Origin of the sequence: Clostridium ljungdahlii, assembly GCF_001636845.1 — a bacterium.
Lineage (GTDB): Bacteria > Bacillota > Clostridia > Clostridiales > Clostridiaceae > Clostridium_B > Clostridium_B ljungdahlii_A.
Map to the genome: position 1 here is coordinate 129,812 of NZ_LITT01000002.1, position 21,308 is coordinate 151,119.

Sequence of the window (21,308 nt, forward strand, 5' to 3'; positions counted from 1 at the left end):
ATTATATAAACAAAGATAGATTTCATTAAATTTTTTATATTACAAATAGTTTAAATATAATGAAATTATTACATTTAACATAGGAGGACATGATATGATTAAGAACATTGATGTTAGTGAAGCTATGACTGTAAAACTAGATGATGAATTACCTGAAATGCCAAAATTTGTAGAAGGCATAAGAAGGGCACCGGATAGAGGATTCAATTTGACACAATCCCAGACGGAAATTGCTTTAAAAAATGCTCTAAGGTATATACCACCTAAATACCATGAACAATTAATACCAGAATTTTTAGAAGAGCTTACCACAAGGGGAAGAATTTATGGATATAGATTCAGACCTGAAGGAAGAATACATGGAAAACCTATAGACGAGTATAAGGGAAAATGTACAGAAGGTAAAGCCTTCCAAGTTATGATAGAAAATAACTTAGATTTTGAAGTAGCTCTTTATCCATATGAATTAGTTACTTATGGAGAGACAGGAAGCGTTTGTCAGAACTGGATGCAGTATAGACTTATAAAAAAATACTTGGAAGTTATGACTCAAGATCAAACTTTGGTAGTTGAATCAGGACATCCACTTGGACTGTTCAAATCAAAACCAGAAGCACCTAGAGTAATAATAACAAATGCCATGATGGTTGGAATGTTCGATAATCAAAAGGATTGGGAAATAGCAGAGGAAATGGGAGTTGCAAACTATGGACAGATGACTGCAGGAGGATGGATGTATATAGGACCACAGGGCATAGTTCATGGTACATTTAATACATTACTTAATGCAGGTAGGATGAAGCTTGGTATTCCGAATGATGGAGACTTGAGAGGACATTTATTTATAACTTCAGGTCTTGGAGGAATGAGTGGAGCTCAGCCAAAGGCTATAGAAATAGCAAATGGAGTAGGCATAATAGCAGAAGTAGACCAGTCTAGAATTGACACAAGGCTTAATCAAGGATGGGTAAAAGAATCATCTTCTGACCTTGATAGAATATTTAAGGTTGCAAAGGAATACATGGAGAAAAAAGAACCTATGTCCATTGCATACCATGGAAATATAGTAGATTTGCTGGAATACGTAGTTAAAAATAATATAAAAGTAGAGTTATTGTCAGACCAGACTTCCTGTCATGCCGTATATGAAGGTGGATACTGTCCTCAGGGAATTAGCTTTGAAGAAAGGACAAGACTTCTTGCAGAAGATAGAGAAAAATTTGATAAATTAGTAGACAAGAGCTTGAGAAGACATTTTGAATTAATAAAAGCTCTTGTAGATAAGGGAACATATTTCTTTGACTATGGAAATTCCTTTATGAAAGCAGTATATGATGCAGGAGTTAAAGAAATATCAAAAAATGGAATAGATGAAAAGGATGGATTCATATTCCCTTCCTATGTAGAGGATATAATGGGACCTCAACTGTTTGACTACGGATATGGACCATTTAGATGGGTATGCTTAAGTGGAAAGAGTGAAGATTTAATAAAAACAGATAAAGCTGCTATGGAATGTATAGATCCAAATAGAAGATACCAGGATAGAGATAACTATAACTGGATAAAGGATGCAGAAAAGAATAAATTGGTAGTTGGAACTCAGGCGAGGATACTATATCAGGATGCAACTGGAAGAATAAATATTGCACTTAAGTTTAATGAAATGGTAAGAAAAGGTGAAATTGGACCTGTAATGATGGGAAGAGACCACCATGATGTAAGTGGAACAGACTCTCCATTTAGAGAGACTTCAAATATTAAAGATGGAAGTAATGTAATGGCAGATATGGCTGTCCAGTGTTATGCAGGAAATGCAGCAAGGGGAATGAGTTTAGTTGCACTCCACAATGGAGGCGGCGTTGGTATAGGTAAATCTATAAACGGAGGCTTTGGACTTATACTTGATGGAAGTCATAAAGCAGATGAAATAATAAAATCAGCTTTAAGCTGGGATGTAATGAGTGGTGTTTCAAGACGTTCTTGGGCAAGAAATGAGCATGCTATTGAAACAGTAGTAGAATTCAATAAAAATAATAAGGGAACAGACCATGTAACCCTTCCATATTTAACAAATGAGGAAGATGTAAAGAAAGCAGTAAGCAAGTATTTTCAAAAGTAAAAGTACTTTTATAAACAGAGTTCTTGGCATCAGATGGAGTTTTCACTCCACCTGATACCATAGGATAGAATTTTTGAAGGGAGGGAATTAGTATGATAATTAAAGATATAGATTGCCTTGTAACTTGTGCCGGCAGTTATCCAAAAACAAAGGAAAAGTTAAAAGATGCACATATAATTAAAAATGGATATATAGTTGCAGACAATGATACAATAGTAGATGTCGGCAGCGGCGATGGATACAAAAAGTATTTAAATGACCGTGAAGTTGTAATAGACGGAAAAGGTAAAACTGTTACGCCAGGTCTTGTAGACAGCCATACCCATGTAGTATATGCAGGGTCAAGGGAATTTGAACTATCTTTGAAGCTGAAAAATGTAAAATATATAGATATATTGAAAGCTGGAGGAGGAATATTAAGCACTGTAAACAGTGTGAGAAATACTTCTCTTGAGAAAATCCAAAGTGAAACTAAAAAGAGATTGGATTTAATGCTTTTACATGGAACTACTACTGTTGAGAGTAAGTCAGGTTATGGACTTGATTTTGAAAATGAAATAAAAATGCTGAATGTAAATAAAAATTTAAATGAAGAACACCCAATTAGCATAGTTTCTACTTATCTAGGTGCTCATGCAGTTCCAGAAGAATTTAAAGATAACAGGGATGGATACATAGATCTTATAATAAATAAGGTGATTCCCTATGTTAAAGAACAAAACTTAGCAGAATTCATTGACTGCTTTTGTGAAAAAGGTGTATTTTCAGTAGAAGAGGCAAGAAAGATTTTAGAAGCAGGCAAGAAAGCTGGATTTAAGGCTAAAATTCATGCAGATGAAGTGGAATCCATATCAGCAGCAGAACTTGCAGGTGAGATTAAAGCAGTATCTGCGGAACATTTAGTGTCAGCTTCTGACGAAGGTATAAAGTCACTGGCAGATAATAAAGTAGTTGCAGTACTTTTGCCTACGACTTCTTTTTACTTGATGTTAAATAAATTTGCACGAGCAAGGAAAATGATAGAAGAGGGAGTTATAGTTGCACTGGCCACAGACTGCAATCCTGGCACTTCTCCTACAGAATCCCTTCAAAGTACAATGACTTTTGCATGCTTTGGACTTAAAATGCTGCCAGAAGAAATAATAAATGCAATGACTATAAATGCAGCAGTTGCAATTTCAAAAGAGAAAGAAATAGGAAGTATTGAAAAAGGTAAAAAAGCCGATATATCTATATTTAATGCAAAAAACCTAGATTATTTAATTTATCATTTTGGTGTAAATGCAGTAGATACAGTTGTTAAAGACGGTACAGTTGTAGTAAAAAATGGACAATTAGTATATTAAAAAGTAAAGATGAAAAACAGAAGGTTATAGAAAGCAAATTAGTATAATGACATTAGGAGGTAATATAAGATATGAAAACTATTAATTTAAATGGAGAAAATCTTACTATAGAGGATATTATAAATGTTGCATACAACGGATATAAGGTTTCTGCTACAGAAGAAGCTAAGGAAAAAATTAAAAAATCAAGAAAAGTAGTAGATGGCATAGTTGAGAGAAATGATACAAAGTATGGAATTACTACTGGATTTGGAAAATTTTCTGATGTAACTATATCAGGAGAAGAATGTAAAACACTTCAGAAAAACTTAATAATGTCCCATTCATGCGGTGCTGGGCGAAAGTTTCCAAAAGAAGTAGTAAGGACAATAATGTTATTGAGGGCAAATAACCTAGTTAAAGGATATTCAGGAATAAGACTTAGTGTTTTTGAAACTCTCTTAGATATGTTAAATAAATGTGTACACCCATGTATACCGGAAAAGGGTTCTTTAGGAGCTTCTGGTGATTTAGCACCTTTAGCACATATGGTATTACCTATGCTTGGAGAAGGAGAAGCTGAGTTCCAAGGTGAAATTTTACCTGGAAAAGAAGCTATGGAAAAGGCAGGAATAGCTACAGTAGAACTTGTAGCTAAAGAAGGTTTAGCTCTTATAAATGGTACTCAGGTAATGACTGCAGTAGGTTCATTAGCTTTGTATAAAGCTATAAATCTTTTAAAAGTTAGTGATATTACAGCAGCACTTACTATAGAAGCTTTAAGAGGAGTAAGAGATGCTTTTGACTTAAGGACACATATGTTAAGACCGCATGCAGGTCAAATTCAGACAGCTAAAAATATAAACGCACTAACGGAAGGCAGTTCTTTTATGACTAATCAAGGTGACTTAAGAGTACAGGATGCTTATACTTTAAGGTGTGTACCACAAGTTCATGGTGCCAGCAAAGATGCTGTAAATTATGTTAAAGATAAAGTAGAAATAGAGATAAATTCCGTTACAGATAATCCTATTATATTTGACAATGCGGATGTAATATCAGGAGGAAATTTTCATGGACAGCCTATGGCTTTAAGTTTTGATTTCCTTGGAATTGCAATGTCTGAGGTTGCTAACATATCAGAAAGAAGACTGGAAAGATTAGTTAATTACCAATTAAATGATTTACCTCCTTTCTTAGCAAAGAACGGTGGACTTAACTCAGGATTTATGATCACACAGTATGCAGCAGCAGCATTGGTATCAGAAAACAAAGTGCTCGCACATCCAGCTAGTGTAGATTCTATTTCTTCATCAGCTAATCAAGAAGATCACGTAAGTATGGGCACTATTGCAGCAAGAAAGAGTTTAGCAATTGTAAACAATGCAACAAGAGTAGTTGCAACAGAACTTATGGCTGCTTGTCAGGCTATAGATTTTAGAGATGGACTTAAGCTTGGTAAAGGTACTCAGGAAGCATATAATGTAGTAAGAAATAAAGTAAGCTTTATAGAAAAAGATAAAATTATGTATAAGGAATTGGAAAAATGTGATGAACTTATAACAAGTGGAGAACTTCTAAAAGCAGTTGAAGAAAAAGTAAACTTAGAAATATAAAATAAGTGTATATATTTTCAAAGGTATAATTTATAGCTGGCATTAACTGGATATAAAATTCATTTTGTGTCCAGTTATAAATCAAGTACCTTATACAAATCATGCTGTAATATGTTATACTATGGAAAATTAAATTTTTATCAATGTAATCGTTTATCCAATTTTAACATTTTTAACACCAATAAAATATAGCTAGTCCGTTAAATTTGAATAAAGATATTCGATGAGTGAGGTTATTATTAAAGTGTTATTTTCATCTACCACTTTTCTATTAGGCGTTTTGGTTATTGAAAATATGTTTTAAATTAATTACTAAACTAATTATATGGGGGGATTAGATGTGAATTTATTTAGGAAAAAAACCGTGGAAGATTTTAGTGTTTCCGTAAAAAAGAGTGGACTTAAAAAGGAACTAAATTATATGGATTTAGCATGCTTAGGAATTGGTTCCGTAGTAGGCAGCGGCGTCTTTGTTTCTGCAGGACAAGGGGCTCAAATAGCAGGACCTGCAGTTATAATGTCATTTATAATAGCTGCTATTACAAGTGGATTCTGCGGACTTACTTATTCAGAACTTGCTACTATGTTTCCTGTTGCTGGAAGTACTTATTCCTATTGTTATGTTGCTTTTGGTGAAATTATAGCATGGATTATCGGATGGAATTTAATGCTCGAATATCTTGTTTCTGGAGCAGCAGTTGCTTCAGGATGGTCTGGTACTTTTGTTGGGGTTTTAAAATCCTGTGGTATCAATTTACCTGCAGCAATTACCGCTTCTCCACTTAAAGGCGGAATTGTTGACTTACCTTCTGTTTTAGTTGTTGCTGCTATAACATGGATATTGTATATGGGTGTAACCCAAAGTACTAAAGTAAACAATATTATAGTTGCTATAAAAGTAGCTGTAATACTTATATTCATATTTATCGGTGTAACTCATATAAATCCTGCAAATTATCATCCTTTTGCACCATACGGAATGAAAGGTGTAATGTCCGGTGCTGCAATTATATTCTTTGCCTTTATAGGTTTTGATTCGGTATCTACCGCAGCAGAAGAAACAGCAAATCCTAAGAGAGATGTTCCTATTGGACTCGCTATTTGTTTAGGTGTAACTATTGTATTATATGTAGGTGTTGCATGTGTACTTACAGGAATGGTGCCATTTAAAGCTATAGATATAACTAATGCACTTCCAGCTGCTTTGGCTAGAGTGGGAATTAATTGGGGTTCTGCATTAGTTGGTGTAGGTGCAGTTGTTGGAATGATCTCTACAATTCTTGTAATATTGTATGGACAGGTTAGAATATTTATGGTTATGGCAAGAGATGGATTACTGCCTAAAGCATTTTCTAGTGTAAACAAGAAACATAGTACGCCAGGTATATGTACTATAATAACAGGAGTTATAACAGCTGTTATATGCGGACTTTTCCCACTTGATGTAATTATTGATTTATGTAATATTGGTACATTATCAGCTTTCTTGTTTGTATCTATAGGAGTAATTGTTCTCAGAAAAACTTTGCCTAATGTTGAAAGAAAATTTAAATGCCCTTGGGTTCCGTTTGTACCAATATTAACAGTACTATGTTGTCTATATCTTATGATAAGTTTGCCAGGTGTTACTTGGATTAGATTTGCTATATGGACTGGAGTAGGTTTGTTATTATACTTTGCTTATGGAATGAAACACAGTATATTGAATGATGAAAAACATAATTGTATTGGAGATAAAAATTAGGGCATAGATTTTTAATGTATAAATAAAGAATTGTAATATATAATTAAAATAATGTATAAAAGGCACATTTTATAAATAGTGAGAATGTGCCTTTTTATAATAAACATGGAAGATAAAGTTGATTGTTAGTATATTAAAGAAATTTAAAGATTATAGAGGGAGGAAAAAATATGCTGCAAGATTTAAAATTAAAAGATTTTATAGAAGAATTGGGTTCTAATTCACCAGCACCGGGTGGGGGAAGCATTGCTGCTCTTTCAGCAAGTATGGCTAGTGCTCTAGCAAGTATGGTGTTTAATTTGACTATAGGTAAGAAGGAATATTTAGAATATGATGATTCTATAAAAAAAATATTGATACTTCCTTAGAGGAAGTTAGCTTGTGCAAAAAAGATTTCTTGAACTTTATGGAAAAAGACACGGATGCTTTTTTATCTTTGATGAAAGCATACAAGATGCCTAAAAAAACAGAAGAGGAAATAAAGGTTAGAAAAGAAGCTATAAAAAAGGGTAATGAAAATGCACAGAATATACCTTTTGAAGTAGCAAAGAGTGCTTATAAATTATATTCTTATATAGCAATAGCAGTAAACTATGGAAATAAAAATGCAATTTCTGATGCTGGTGTTGCAGCTTCATTGACGGAGACGGCAATAGAAGGAGCTCTACTTAATGTAAAGATAAATATTCAGGGTATCAAAGATGAAGTTTATAAGAAAAAAATGACGGATGAATGCAGCAAATTGTTGAAAAAGAGCACTGATAAAAAGAAAGAAATTATGGAAATTATAGAGGTAAAATTAAAATAAAGTTTAACTTAAAATAATTTATGATGTAATGTAGTAATATTCGGTATATGAAAAGACACTTTTTAAAAATGTGTCTTTTCATATGCTTTAAGTTAGTACATTTTATTGTGATAGGCATAATAATTTAAGAAAAATATAACAAAATAGGAGAATATTTATGAAAAGTATTAAATCAAAAATAGTAGTACTTGCTTCATTAATATGCATTTTTAGTTTATTGGTATCGTCTGCAGTTACATATTACATATCGTATAGAGTTGTTACTAGTCAAGCAAAAGATAGGATTTTAGTTTCATCAGACAAATATGCAGAGGCAATTGATAAATGGTTCGATGGCGAGGGGAAAATAGTAAATGAAATTGGAGATTCTGTAGAAAATATAGGCATTGCACAAAAAAGTAGTGTGCTCAGTTATCTTCAGGAGAAATTAAAGGATAATAAATTTGCTACAGACATATATATAGGAGCTGCAGATAAAAGCAATATTGATGCCGGCGGATGGATTCCTCCAGCTGGATATGATTGTACACAGAGAGACTGGTACAAGAAAGCTGTAGAAAAAAAGGGAATAATCTATTCTTCTCCTTATTTAGATATGGATATAAAAAAAATGGTTATAACTATAGCTAGACCTATATTTCAAAATGGGAATATAGTTGGTGCTTTAGCCTGTGATATTAATTTGGAAACAATTACTAACATCATTCAAAAAGCAAAGGTAATAAATAATAGCTATGGATTTCTAATAGATAATGATAATAATTTTATAATTCACCCGAGCAAGGATTTTCAGCCTAAGGAAAAGAAACTTGAAAATGTGAATAATGTCATGAATGGACAATTTAAAAATATTTTAAGTAGTAATTTTGTAAAGTTAAAAGATTATGATGGTGGTGAAAAATATTTTGTAACTTCCAAAATACCATCTACCAGCTGGACAGTTGGATTTTCAGTACCTGTATCCGAACTTACTAAATCACTTCAAAGTTTAGTGAAATCCTTTATAATAATTATTGCCCTATGTATAATTGCGGCTTTTATGGTTTCTGTATATTTTGGTAAAAAAATAGGGAACCCTATATTGTCTCTATCAAAGATGGCAGATAAAATATCTAAGTTTGATTTAACTTATGATGATAAATACAATTACCTGCTAAATTATAAAGATGAAATAGGCAAATTATCAAATTCTTTTAATATAATGCATAAGGAACTGGTTCAACTTGTAAAAGAAATACTAGGTGATTCAGATGATATAAATAAATCCAGTACGGAATTAACTAAGCTTGCAGAGCAGTTATCTTTAAAGTCTGAAGCTACGAATAGTGCAGTGAAAAATATAGTAGACAGCATACAGGAGACAAGTGCAGTATCGGAAGAAATCAGTGCTTCCATAGAAGAAATAGGTGGAAATGTAAACCAGTTATCTGAAAGGGCTGTAGAGGGAAGTAGTAGTGCGGAGCAAATTCAAAATACAGCTGTAAATATACGAAATAAAACAGGGGAATCCATAGAGAAAACAAGAAAAATATATGAAGAAAAACGAGAAAAAATGCTAAAAGTAATTGAGGACATCAAAGTAGTAGAAAATATAAAAGTTATGGCAGATACCATTGCAAGTATAGCAGAAAATACAGAATTATTGGCATTAAATGCAGCTATAGAAGCAGCTAGAGCAGGGGAAAAAGGCAAAGGATTTGAAGTAGTAGCAGGAGAGGTAAGAAGACTTGCAGAACAGTCCTCACAGGCTGTTGTAGCTATCCAGGGCACTATTTCAAGGGTATATGAAGCTTTTAAGTCTTGCTCGGGTAACGGAAATGATATACTCGATTTTATACATGAAAATGTAGATCCCCAATTAGAAGCTTTCAGAAATACAGGAGACAAGTATTACAAGGATGCTGAATTCTTAAATAAGATGTCTTATGATGTAGCGTCTATGTCAGAAGAATTAAACGCTACTGTAAGCCAAATGAATGATGTAGTACAAAATATGGCACAAAATGCATTTAAGGCTTCTGAAAACGCAGAGACAATAAGAGGAAATATTGATGAAACTTCTGCACATATAGAAAAAATAGTATCCACAGCCGAAAGGGAAGAGGAATTAGCAGAAAAATTAAATAGCATAGTTAAAAAATTTAAAATTTAAGCTCTGGTTTTAAAACCACTTTTAAATATTTTTTATAATACTTAGTGAAACTATTGAAAGTTAGTGTAAAATTATTGACAAATAAAATAAAAATGTGTATACTATGCACAAATATTTCAGTAAAAAGTAAAAATTAAATGTTTAATTTCTTATCAAGAGTGGTTAAGGGACTGGCCCTATGATACCCGGCAACCTGAACTTTTATGTCCAACGGTGCTAATTCCAGCAGGTAAAATCCTGAAAGATGAGAAACTGAAAAGTGTAAAACTTCTTATAGTTTCTCTATAGGAAGTTTTTTTGTGAATTCACAAAAAGTTACGTAATAAAATCTCAATTTATAAAAGGGATGATTATATATGACAATAGTTAGTGCTAACTTATTTGGAGTACAGGAGGTTTTAAAAGATCAATGTAAAATATATTTTCCTTATAAAAAAGCAGAAGCTTTATTTTATTATATGTTAGTGAAAGAACAAGTTTCAAGGGAAATTGTCACTAATCTTTTGTGGGGAAATATGGATGAGTGTGTAGCAAAGAAAAATTTAAGAAATGCTGTTTATTCAATAAAAAGAATATTTAATGAGGAGATTATAGTGTCCCCAAAACGATCCTTACTTATATTAAATCCTAGCATTACATTTCAGTGTGACATTTATAGGTTTTTAGACAAAAGTGGCATAAAGGAAAAAACTAAAAATAGTTCTAATGAACTAGAAATTGTTAAAGCATATAAGGGGGACTTTTTGGAAGGCTTTTATGTTAAGAATGCAGAAGCTTTTGAAGAATGGATGCTGCGAGTAAGAGGTCAGTTTAAGCAAAAATATATTAATAAACTTACCAAATGTACGGAAAGTTTTATGAAAGTAAAAGATATAAATGGAGCCAAAAATTGTTGTGAAAAATTATTTTGTGCTGATGATTTTAATGAACAAACTTATAGGTTGCTTATGAGTATATATGAAGAGGAAGGTGAATATGGAAAAGCAATATATACATATAATGTTTTAAAGCAAAAATTAAAAAATGAATTGGATGTATTTCCTGATGAGGAAACCAATAAGTTATACAAAAAAATTATAAAGAGAAAGATGTATAACGATAATAGCAACAATTGTGGAAATTCAGAGCTCTTTTATGGCCGTGAAGAAGAAATGAGTATTTTAATGAACAACTATAAAAACTTTATAGAAAAGGATATAGCTAAATCCATATTGATAAAAGGGGAAGCAGGAATAGGAAAAACTAGATTGGTTTATGAATTTTTAAATAAAATACATTGGGAAGATCTATATGTAATCAGTGCTAATTGTTATCAAGCTGAAGAAGAATATATTTTAAAGCCCTGGAATATTATATTTCAAAAGATATTTGGAATTTTAACAAGTGAAAATATAGAATTACCAAAGCATGTATATAGAATTATTGCAAGTGTTTTCCCTGCATTTGATATAGAAAATATTTATGAATACACAGAACAGTTAGAAAGATGGGATACGATAAAATACCAGGCTATAGAATCAGCAGCTATTGATATCATAAAGCGTATGTGTAATAAAAAAAGAATGATATTGTTTTTCGATGATGTACAGTGGATGGATCAGGTGAGTTTATCCCTTGTAAAAAATATAATGTTAAATTTACAAAATAGAAAGTTTATGATCATTTTTACTTGTAGAAATGGATATGATAAAAGAATTAATAATTTTATTTCATTTATAAGATTTAGAAACCTTATAAATGAAATTGAAATAAAGTCTTTAAATACAGAAGAAACTATAGGTTTTGTAAAACTCTTATTACCTGACTATAAATTTTCCAAAGAAGAATTGGATAATATTTATTTAAATACAGAAGGAAATATGTTTTTCTTAGTTGAATGTTTAAACAATTTCAAAGATAAAAAGCAACCATTTACAATTTCATCTAGGATGCAAGACATATTAGAAACTAGGTTATATAGTATTTCAGATAGAGCTAGAAGGCTATTATCTATTTTATCAATATTTTTTGATATGGTTAGAATTGAAGAAATTCAAGAATTAGTAGGAGATAATCATCTGGAGATGATAGATAGTATTAGTGAACTTGAAAAGAAAGGATTAATAAAAGAAATTTATTTAAATGATGAAGTTGGCATTACATTCAATCATATTAAGATGAGGGAATATGTCTATTCTCAGCTTTCTAGTGTTGAAAAAAGTTTTTTGCATAAACGGGCTGCTGTAATTATGGAAAATAAATTAAAGAATAATGTCTATAAATTTTCTCTATATTCAAAATTGATTTATCACTATAGGGGTTGTGGTAACAAATTAAAAGAACTAGAGTACACAATTAAAAATTTAAATATTTATCTTAGTAATAAACATGAGATTTTTCCTATTTTATATAATACTTGTTATGAACAAGATAATTTGTTTAGTGAGGAAGAAATTAAAGATAAATTTAAAGAGATAAATTCGATGATTAAAAGTTTAAAAAGTACGAATGTAGATAAGGAAAAATTAAGAAATGTTCAAATGGAATTCTTTTACATGGTAGGACGAAATTGTATCAGAAAAGGAGAATATGAAAAAGGTTTTAGTTTCATTAACGATGTGATACATAATTCTATAATGATAAATAATTATAAACTAACTTTACAATGTTACAAACAAATGATTTATTATTCTATAAATATCGCTAATTTTCCACTTATGAAAAATTATATTGATAAAGCCATTGAAATTTCAGTAGAACATCAGTATACAGATGAAATTCCAGTAATATTAAGATTAAAGGGATATGAAAGAATAATGGATGGAAAACTTGATGAAGGTGAAAGTTTATTAAAGGAAGCTATAGGTTTATTTGATAATTTAAAAAATAAAGAAAAATATATATTGAATATTGCAGCAGCTTATGATTTTATAGGTGAAAGTAAGATGCTCAAAAAGCAATATGACCAAGCTATTAGATACTATGAGTTAGCTATAAATATATGTTTAGAAAGAGATGTAAATTTAGGTTTGCCAATATTTTATACTAATGCAGGTGAAGCTTTATATAAAATAGGCTATTATAAAAAAGCATATAATTATATTAAAAAGGCTTTAAGTTTATATGATAAATTAAACTTTGTATGGGGAAGAGCTAAAGCTAAAAATTTAAATGACATTCTCTCCTGTAAAAAATAGTTGAAGTTATTTTAAAAATAACTTCAACTATTTTTTATTTTCTGCTTTTTAGACAGCGTTTATAGACTATTTAATTATTAATAAAAAGCGCCAATATATGATATTTTACAAAAAAAGTAAAAAGAAAATAATAAATATTGACTTTTTTTAGACTATAAATTACTAAAATAATCATATAAATATTATATTTATATGATTATTTTGGGGGTGAAAAAATGGAAAATGAAAAGATTGTAATAACTGGTAGTAAATTAACTACAGAACAAATAGCTAAAGTTGCTTATGAAGGAACAAAAATTGAAATTTCAGAAGAGGCTTGGAAAAGAGTTGAAAGCTCAAGAAAATTAGTTTTCGATTTAGCAGATAACAATATACCTATTTATGGATTTACAACAGGTGTGGGTTGGAATAAAGATAAAAAAGTTTTTAAAGAATTTTTTAGCGAGTATAATAACAATTTAATTCATTGTCATACTCTTGGACTTTTACCAGAAGCTAGTCAAGAAGAAGTTAGAGCAGTAATGTTAGTAAGATTGAATCCTTTATTGTTAGGAGCAGCGGGTATTCAACCTGCAATAGTAAAGATGTACCAGAATATGCTTAATTTTGGGATACATCCAGTAGTACCTGAGAGAGGATCTGTTGGAGAAGGGGACATTACTTGTTTATCCCATATTGGACTTGCAATGATTGGAGAAGGTGAAGTGCATTATAAAGGGAAAAAAGTGCCTGCAGCACAAGCACTTAGAGAAAGTGGGTTAAAACCTGTTACTTTAGGGCCTAAAGATGGACTTGCAATTGTTAGCTCCAATGCACTTTCGGCAGGGGAAGGAGTACTTGTATTAAAACAAATAAAGGATTTAATAGATATTGCAGATGCAGTTTATGCTCTGTCACTAGAAGGATTTAATGGAAATACCTCGCCGCTTGATTCTAAGGTTCACGAAATAAGAAAATTTCCTGGCCAAGCAATAAGTGCTAAAAATATAAGAGAATATTTAAGAGGAAGTTATCTATGGGATAAAAATAGGAAACCAAAAGCATTACAAGATCCTTTAAGTTATAGAGGAGCAGCTAATATTCATGGTTCTTTAAGAGATGCTTTAGAATATGTTGAAAAATATTTACTATTACATATAAATACGTCTGATGATAATCCTTGTGTTATTACGAAGGAAAGAAGAATTGTATCATGTTCTAATTTTGAAGTCATAACATGGGTTGCAGGTTTTGAAATGCTTGGAATTATATTAAGTCATGTATCTAAAATTTCATGTTATAGGACTATAAAGCTTTCTACACCATCTTTTACAGATCTTCCAAGATTCTTGTCACCAGCTGATGATGTTATATGTTATGGAACTATTCAAAAGGTATTTACTTCTTTAGATTCTGAAATTAGACATCTTTCAAACAATGCTTCTTCTGATTACTTTGCTGTTGCAGGAGAGATAGAAGATCACGCATGCAATGCTGTATATGTAGTACAAAAAACACGAAAAATTGTAGATGATTTGATATATATTTTGGCAATAGAAGCAATGCATGCGTCACAGGCAGTAGATCTTCGAAAAAATCCCGATTTAGGCAAGGGAAGTAGAGCCATATATGAGGCAATCCGTTCTGAAATTCCATTTTATGATAAAGACCGAAATATTTCTGTTGATATACACAAGGCATATAATATCATTAAATCTGGAAAAATGCTTAGTATGTTAAAAAAATTTATAAATAAATAAAAATAATGGAGGTCTAATAAATGAATATTACTTTAACTACTTTAGATAATGTTATTATTGCAGCATTTATGCTATTAGCTGTTTGGATTGGCTATTATTTTTCAAAAGCTGCAAAGGATATGGAATCGTTTTATCTTGGCAATCATTCATTGCCATGGTCTCTTACAGTTGGAACACTGTTTTCCACCTGGTATGGTGGAGTCGGAACAGTAGGCACTATAGAGTATGCTTCAGTATATGGATTATCTTGTTGGCTTATATGGTCTGCAACTAGCCATATGGGTAGAATACCACTTGCAGTATGGGTTGGACCTAAGATACATGTTAGAACTGCAATTACAGTTCCAGATTTATTGCATAGTGTCTATGGAAAAGGCGTAGCATTATTAGGTGCATTTTTTATGTTCCTCTATTGCATTAGATTAGGGGAAGTAACAGCAGCAGGTTTCATAGGACAATCAGCATGGGGAGTAAAACCTGAAGTAGCAGGAGTTTTAGCTGTTATATTTGTTATTATTATTACAGTTTTAGGTGGACTTATGGGAGTTGCAGTTATGGATATGATTCATTTTTGGATTATGATGGTTGTAATTTGTGTGGTAATGCCTATAAATTGGCATTCAATTGGTGGATGGACAGGAATTGCTCATGGACTCTCAAGTACTCCTAAACTTATGGATCCTTATGGTGGATTTACATTTATGAAAGGATTGATGCTGGTTTTATTGGCATTTGGTGTATATGCAGATCCTGCATTTTATCAAAGATTTTCAGCTGCCAATTCAGCTAAGGCAGGTAGAAGAGCATTACTCACTTGTTTAACAATATGGGTTGCATTTGATGTAGTATTGGTTATGACGGGTCTTATTGTGAAAGTTCTATATCCTAATATTCCACCAGCAGAAGGATACATACAGCTTGTATTTCATACACTTCCTGTAGGACTTAGGGGTGTTTTTATAGTAGCAATATTTGGTGCTATCATTTCAGCACTTTGTGGATATTATCTTACAGGAGGTGCTACCCTTGCCAACGACTTTTATGCAAGAATAAAGGGAAATGTGTCTCAGAAAAAGATTGTATTTTTAACAAGATGTGGTGTTGTTATAGTTGCTGGGCTGGGTCTATTAATAGCATTTAAATTTACTACAGCTCAAGATGCTATGATTTTTACCAGTTCCATTTGGATGGCTGCTGGATTTGTACCTATAGTTGGTGCACTATTATATAAGGGAAAAATAACAACATTAGGTGGATATATGGGCATGATTACTGGAATTGTTGTTTTTACATTGATAAAATTATTTCCTCCTAAAGGTATTTCAATAGAGCCACTTGTTGCTGCATTACCTTTATCTGGGATTGCATGGTTTATCGGAAATATGATTGGAAAAGAAAAAGTTCATGAAGAACTTGCTGAAAATAGTATAGTGGAGGAATAAAAAATGGATAAAAATAATAAGTCCGTTAAAAAAATCAAAGCTGACGAAATAGAATGGAAAGGTATAGATGGCTTTCTCATTTCAATATTTTTCATAGTATGTGCAGTTATTTGGATATCAATCATAAAAAAAATTGATGCTATAATTGGCTATGCCATACCAATTTTGTTGGCTATAATTGTTACTGCAATTTTTATAGCATACTTAAGAGAGATATATAAGTTTTCCAAGAAATAGCATGAAAGAAAGTTTTTGGAGGAAACTGTATGGATATTAATGTGTTCAAAATTAAAGTAAAAAAAGAAAAAGCAATAAAAATGGCAAGGGGATTGAGAAGTACTTTTATGGGACTATCAAACAAAAAAATTTCTGATGTTAGAATGCATTATGTTGAAGTTAAATTTATTACATGTAATTTAACGTACAGACCTAATTTTATAGAAAAATATTTATTCAAAGATAATGAAATCAAGCAACAGAAAATTTTAATGATAGCAGATGGAAGTACCTGTGAAGTGGCAATTGTTAGCGGAAAGCCCAATATAGTATCTATTAAGAATGTTGAGGAGAATTACATTCAACCTTCTTCTTATTCTGATGAAATTATGATAAATAATTGTAAGAAAATTGCATCAAGAGTTGTTCGAAGAAATATGGGAAGCTTTGCAGAAGTAGATTTTGAAAAAATTGAAAGTTGTTATCGCCCTTATTGGTTAATACTATATGGTGGAGAGCGAGGAGGTAAAAACCCTAAATGCATTCCTGTATGTGCTGATGGCTGTGGATCTTACAGAAGTTTTTAATAAATAAGTTATATTATAATAGAAAACAAATATGGAAAAGCTACCCTTGTGGATTAGCTTTTCTTTTAGGTATGAATTCAAGAGTTGACTCGTTGAAACTGTTAGAAATAATTGATGACTTTTTTTAGACCATTAATGAGTAAAATAATTAAATATAGAAGGTTAGGAGCTGATGCTATTGTTAATAGAACTTATTGTAAATGGAAAAAAATATAAATTGGATATAAACCCGAGAAAAAGATTACTAGATATTATAAGGGAAGACCTTCAACTTACAGGAACTAAAGAAGGATGTTCTGAAGGAGAATGCGGAGCTTGTACTGTTATTATGAACAACAAGGCAGTAAATTCCTGTATGATTATGGCTGTGCAGGCGAGAGGTAAAGAAATTATTACTGTTGAAGGATTGGAGAAAAATGGTGAATTAAGCGAACTACAAAAAGCTTTTATAAACAAGGGAGCAGTTCAATGTGGATTTTGTACTTCGGGAATGCTTATGTCATGTAAAGCTTTATTGATGAAGAATCAAAATCCTACAGAGGAAGAAATTAAAAGAGCAATAGAAGGAAATTTATGTAGGTGTACAGGCTATAATAAAATAGTAGAAGCTGTTTTAGAAGCTAGTGTAATGTTACAAAAGGAGGTATAGGCATGAATGAAATTGTTATGAAAACTCCACAAAATATAGAAGAATTAAGAAATGACTTAAATAGAATTCATGGAAAAAATTATATTTTAGCAGGTGGAACTGACTTTGTTATAAAAATGAATAAAAGCAATATATATAATGGAACTATTATTGATTTAACGGGAATTCATGAATTAAATTACATAATAAAAGAAGACAATTTTGTAAAAATAGGGGCTAATACTAAAATTGCAGATATCTCTGAAAATAATATAGTAAAAAAATATGCATCTTGTGTTGCAGAAGCTGCTTCCATGGTTGGATCTGTTCAGATAAGAAACTGTGCTACTATGGCTGGAAACGTAGCCAATGCTTCTCAAGCGGCAGACTGCATTCCTGCACTTGTATGCCTTGGAGCTAAAGTGAAAATTATGAATGGAAAAGGGACATTTAAAGAAGAAAATGTAGAAGAAGTAGTATTAGGAATAAATAAAAATTCTCTAAAAAATAATGAAGTTATAGTGGAGATATTGATTCCAATTAGAGATAATACTTATAAATCTGCATTTTATAAAATTGGCAGCAGAAGTTCGGTTACCATATCTAAATTAAACATGGCAGTAAATGTTAAAATAAGACAAGTTATAGAGGAAGTATCTGTAATAATAGGTTCTCTTGGAGAAAAAGCTTTTCGTTCCACTATATGTGAAGAAGCACTTATTAATAAAAAAATAAATCAGGAACTTTTCGTAAATTTTAAAGAAAAACTTAAACATCAGGTAGATTTGTCCATACCCAATAGAAGTTCTAAAGTATATAAAAGAGAAGCTATCCTGGGTATTGCCGATGAAATTATAAAGAAGTTATTTTAAATAGTTGTAGGAGGGTATAACTATGGCAGACAATTATAAATATATTGGAAAATATGTACCTATGCAGGATATAAGAGAAAAAGTTACGGGCAAACTTAAGTATGTTGGAGATATGAAGCTACATGGTATGCTTTATGGAAAGCTACTTTTAAGCAGTATAGCTCATGGAATCATTGAAGATATAGATACATCGCAGTCAGAGCTACTGCCAGGTGTTGAATGCATATTTACTTATAAAAATACACCAAATAATAAATATAATTCTCATAAATGGTACGAAGGTCATAAGGTACCGGAAGATGAAACCATGTTTACGGATAAAGTTAGATTTGTAGGAGATAAAGTTGCAGCAGTTGTAGCTAAAGATTTAGAAACGGCTGAAAGAGCTATAAGTTTGATTAAAGTAAAATATAAAGAATTAACTCCGGTAATTGATCCAGAAGAAGCCTTAAAGGAAAGCTCACCTAAAGTGCACGGAGATACTAATTTAATTTTTTCAAAAGAGCTGAAATATGGAGATTGTGAGGATGAATTTAGTAAAGCAGAATTTATAGTAAAAGATAGAGTTACAACTCCCAAAGTTCATCATGCTGCTATTGAACCACATATATGTTTATCTAAAATAGATGAATTCAATAATATTACAGTGTGGTCACCTTGTCAGGGTATTTTTCAGATTCAGCTTATTGTTTCACAAGCCTTGGGTATTCCTAAAAGCAAAGTAAGAGTTATAAAAACAGCCATGGGAGGATCTTTTGGTGGAAAAACTCATCCCATTTTAGAACCTATAAGTGCATATGCGTCTTTAGTTTTAAAAAAGCCAGTTCAATTTTCTATGGATAGAAGTCAGGTAATAATAGGTACGAGAACAAGACATAATATGATTGGCAATGTTAAGACTGCATTGAATAAGGAAGGAATTATTTTAGCAAGAGATATTGATGTTTTAGTAGATACTGGAGCTTATTTTACTAATGGTATAGCTATAGCAATGGCTATGGGTAAGAAAATAAGTAGGTTATATAAAATAAAAAATCAGAAATACAATGTGAATGTTGTATATACCAACACACCTGTAGGAGGACCCTGCAGAGGTTACGGTTCTCCTCAAATTCATGCAATAACGGAAATTAACATAGATAATGCTGCAAAAATGTTAAATATGGATCCAGTAGAACTTAGATTAAAAAATTTGCTTAAGCCTTATGACAAAGATTTAGGAGGAGGTACAGACATTGGAAATGGAAGGGTAATTGATTGCGTTAAATATGGAGCAAAGGCATTTAAGTGGAAAGAGAGATGGCCTAAAATAATAAATAATGGTAGATACGTTAGGGGAGTTGGAATGGCATGTGTAACTCATGGAAATGGATATTTTGGAGCTTACCCTGATTTTTTAACTACTTATGTTAGAATGGATACAGATGGATACGTTACTTTAAAGCAAACTGTACAAGACTTAGGATGCGGTACTGTTATAACTATGAAACAAATTGCAGCAGAAGTGCTAAATATTGATATAAATAAAATCCATGCTGCGGAAGGGGATACATTGGTTACCCCATACGATTCTGCAGGTACACAAGCGAGTAGAGTAACTTATGTATGTGGAGGTGCAGTGAAAAAAGCTTGTGAGCTATTAGTAAAAAAAATTATAAACTACTGCGCTTTAATTTTACATTGTACTGAAGATAAAATTGTAATGAAAAATGAAATGATTTGGTGTAAAGATAATACTAGTTATAAACTTAGTTACAAAGAAGCGGCGATTATTATTGAAGATAAGTATGATAGTGCCTTAGAGATTACTAATACATATACTTCTCAGGCTAATCCTGCTGTATATGCGGCAGATTTTGCAGAGGTTGAGGTTGATACACTTACTGGTTTAGTAAGAGTTACTGACTTGCTTGCAGTACATGATATTGGAAAAGCAATAAATAGAACTTTAGTAGAGGGACAAATACAAGGTGGTGCACAAATGGGCATAGGATATGCACTTACAGAAGAAATAAAAATTGATGCTGGTGGAAATATAAAGTCTAATACCCTTAGTAAATATCATTTAATAAATGCTCCTGATATGCCTACTGTTAAGATCATCCTCATAGAAGAAGGAGATGAATATGGGCCCTATGGCGGTAAAAGTGTAGGTGAAATAGCAACTAATGGTATAGCTCCTGCTATTATTAATGCAATAAATCATACATTAGGAATTAATATAACTACATTGCCAGCAACACCAGAACGAATAATAAGTGCGTTAAAAGAGAAGAAAAAATTATCCCTATATAGAGGCTGAAAATACTTGATGATTTAAAAAGGGGCTGTTGCATTAGCATAAAAAATTATGCTAATGCAACAGTGCTTTTTTAACATTTTATAGAAATTCACACGATAATTTAAAGTAAAATAAACTTGATAACTAAAAAATGACGCAATTTAATAAGCCTTCGATATTAAGACTTTTTTTATTTACGAAGCCTTTAAAATTTTAAAATTAAGCGCTCTTTTCAAGTTGAAAAAGATGCGTCCCTGTTCTGGCTGACTGAATTTTATTATGAAGCTTATTTATATTATGTGCCATCGCTAATAGAACATTTTCCACCAAAATATTCTTTTTACCTTTACTTAGATATCTACGGAATCCCATAGCCTGTTTTATCTCTGCAAAAGAGCCTTCAGCTTGGATACTTCGATTCATTCTTAACTCGCAGCCTTCTTCACTCACAATTCTTTCAAGATTCTCTTTGCGAAGCATGTTGAACAGCTTTGAAGTTTCAAGATTTTTGACTCTTTCTTCTAATGGAATTTTACAGTTATTGCAATCTTCACATGTATAGATTGTTTTTTCACTTACATAGCCAGTCCGGCTCTTCCT

General features: G+C 31.6%; 16 protein-coding genes and 1 riboswitch. Of the genes, 15 read left to right on the plus strand and 1 reads right to left on the minus strand.

The window, feature by feature from the left end:
• Positions 1 to 94 precede the first annotated feature (94 nt).
• The 15 genes from WY13_RS01285 to WY13_RS01350 all read left to right on the plus strand — a co-directional run bounded on the left by WY13_RS01285 (position 95) and on the right by WY13_RS01350 (position 20,729).
• Entirely contained in the window at positions 95 to 2,122 is a 2,028-nt protein-coding gene (locus WY13_RS01285) for a urocanate hydratase (RefSeq protein WP_013238798.1), read from the plus strand.
• Positions 2,123 to 2,214: 92 nt separating this feature from the next.
• Positions 2,215 to 3,468, plus strand: a complete 1,254-nt coding sequence (gene hutI, locus WY13_RS01290) for an imidazolonepropionase (RefSeq protein ID WP_063553910.1) — start codon at positions 2,215 to 2,217, stop codon at positions 3,466 to 3,468.
• 71 nt (positions 3,469 to 3,539) lie between these two features.
• Complete coding sequence (hutH, locus tag WY13_RS01295) at positions 3,540 to 5,063, plus strand: histidine ammonia-lyase (protein WP_063553911.1); 1,524 nt, start codon at positions 3,540 to 3,542, stop codon at positions 5,061 to 5,063.
• A 340-nt stretch (positions 5,064 to 5,403) separates the two neighbouring features.
• Positions 5,404 to 6,807 carry an APC family permease gene (locus WY13_RS01300; protein ID WP_063553912.1) on the plus strand — a complete coding sequence of 468 codons (1,404 nt, stop codon included), beginning with the start codon at positions 5,404 to 5,406 and terminating at the stop codon, positions 6,805 to 6,807.
• Positions 6,808 to 6,977: 170 nt separating this feature from the next.
• The gene (locus tag WY13_RS21995; RefSeq protein WP_278321757.1) at positions 6,978 to 7,175 is read left to right on the plus strand and encodes a cyclodeaminase/cyclohydrolase family protein; all 198 of its coding nucleotides are present in this window, start codon (positions 6,978 to 6,980) and stop codon (positions 7,173 to 7,175) included.
• 38 nt (positions 7,176 to 7,213) lie between these two features.
• On the plus strand, positions 7,214 to 7,615 hold the full coding sequence (locus WY13_RS22000; protein ID WP_278321758.1) for a cyclodeaminase/cyclohydrolase family protein: 402 nt from the start codon (positions 7,214 to 7,216) through the stop codon (positions 7,613 to 7,615).
• A gap of 157 nt (positions 7,616 to 7,772) precedes the next feature.
• Positions 7,773 to 9,767: a methyl-accepting chemotaxis protein gene (locus WY13_RS01310; protein WP_063553913.1), complete on the plus strand. Its 1,995-nt coding sequence runs from the start codon at positions 7,773 to 7,775 to the stop codon at positions 9,765 to 9,767.
• 146 nt (positions 9,768 to 9,913) lie between these two features.
• Positions 9,914 to 10,018: riboswitch (SAM riboswitch) on the plus strand.
• 105 nt (positions 10,019 to 10,123) lie between these two features.
• Positions 10,124 to 12,943: an AAA family ATPase gene (locus WY13_RS01315; RefSeq protein WP_063553914.1), complete on the plus strand. Its 2,820-nt coding sequence runs from the start codon at positions 10,124 to 10,126 to the stop codon at positions 12,941 to 12,943.
• 215 nt (positions 12,944 to 13,158) lie between these two features.
• Positions 13,159 to 14,682, plus strand: coding sequence for an HAL/PAL/TAL family ammonia-lyase (locus WY13_RS01320; protein WP_063553915.1), 1,524 nt, complete (start codon positions 13,159 to 13,161; stop codon positions 14,680 to 14,682).
• Between the two features lie 20 nt (positions 14,683 to 14,702).
• Positions 14,703 to 16,124 carry a sodium:solute symporter family protein gene (locus tag WY13_RS01325; protein WP_063553916.1) on the plus strand — a complete coding sequence of 474 codons (1,422 nt, stop codon included), beginning with the start codon at positions 14,703 to 14,705 and terminating at the stop codon, positions 16,122 to 16,124.
• A gap of 3 nt (positions 16,125 to 16,127) precedes the next feature.
• Positions 16,128 to 16,361, plus strand: a complete 234-nt coding sequence (locus WY13_RS01330; protein ID WP_063553917.1) for a hypothetical protein — start codon at positions 16,128 to 16,130, stop codon at positions 16,359 to 16,361.
• Positions 16,362 to 16,390: 29 nt separating this feature from the next.
• Entirely contained in the window at positions 16,391 to 16,927 is a 537-nt protein-coding gene (locus tag WY13_RS01335; RefSeq protein ID WP_063553918.1) for a hypothetical protein, read from the plus strand.
• Between the two features lie 172 nt (positions 16,928 to 17,099).
• A complete protein-coding gene (locus WY13_RS01340) occupies positions 17,100 to 17,576 on the plus strand; it encodes a (2Fe-2S)-binding protein (RefSeq protein ID WP_063553919.1) in 477 nt (158 codons plus the stop codon).
• A gap of 2 nt (positions 17,577 to 17,578) precedes the next feature.
• Complete coding sequence (locus WY13_RS01345; protein ID WP_063553920.1) at positions 17,579 to 18,427, plus strand: FAD binding domain-containing protein; 849 nt, start codon at positions 17,579 to 17,581, stop codon at positions 18,425 to 18,427.
• Between the two features lie 22 nt (positions 18,428 to 18,449).
• Entirely contained in the window at positions 18,450 to 20,729 is a 2,280-nt protein-coding gene (locus WY13_RS01350; RefSeq protein ID WP_063553921.1) for a xanthine dehydrogenase family protein molybdopterin-binding subunit, read from the plus strand.
• A gap of 198 nt (positions 20,730 to 20,927) precedes the next feature.
• On the opposite strand, the gene WY13_RS01355 is transcribed toward WY13_RS01350, so the two are convergent.
• Positions 20,928 to 21,308 (minus strand): transposase (locus WY13_RS01355; protein ID WP_192844964.1); only part of this gene is annotated, 381 nt, incomplete at its 5' end.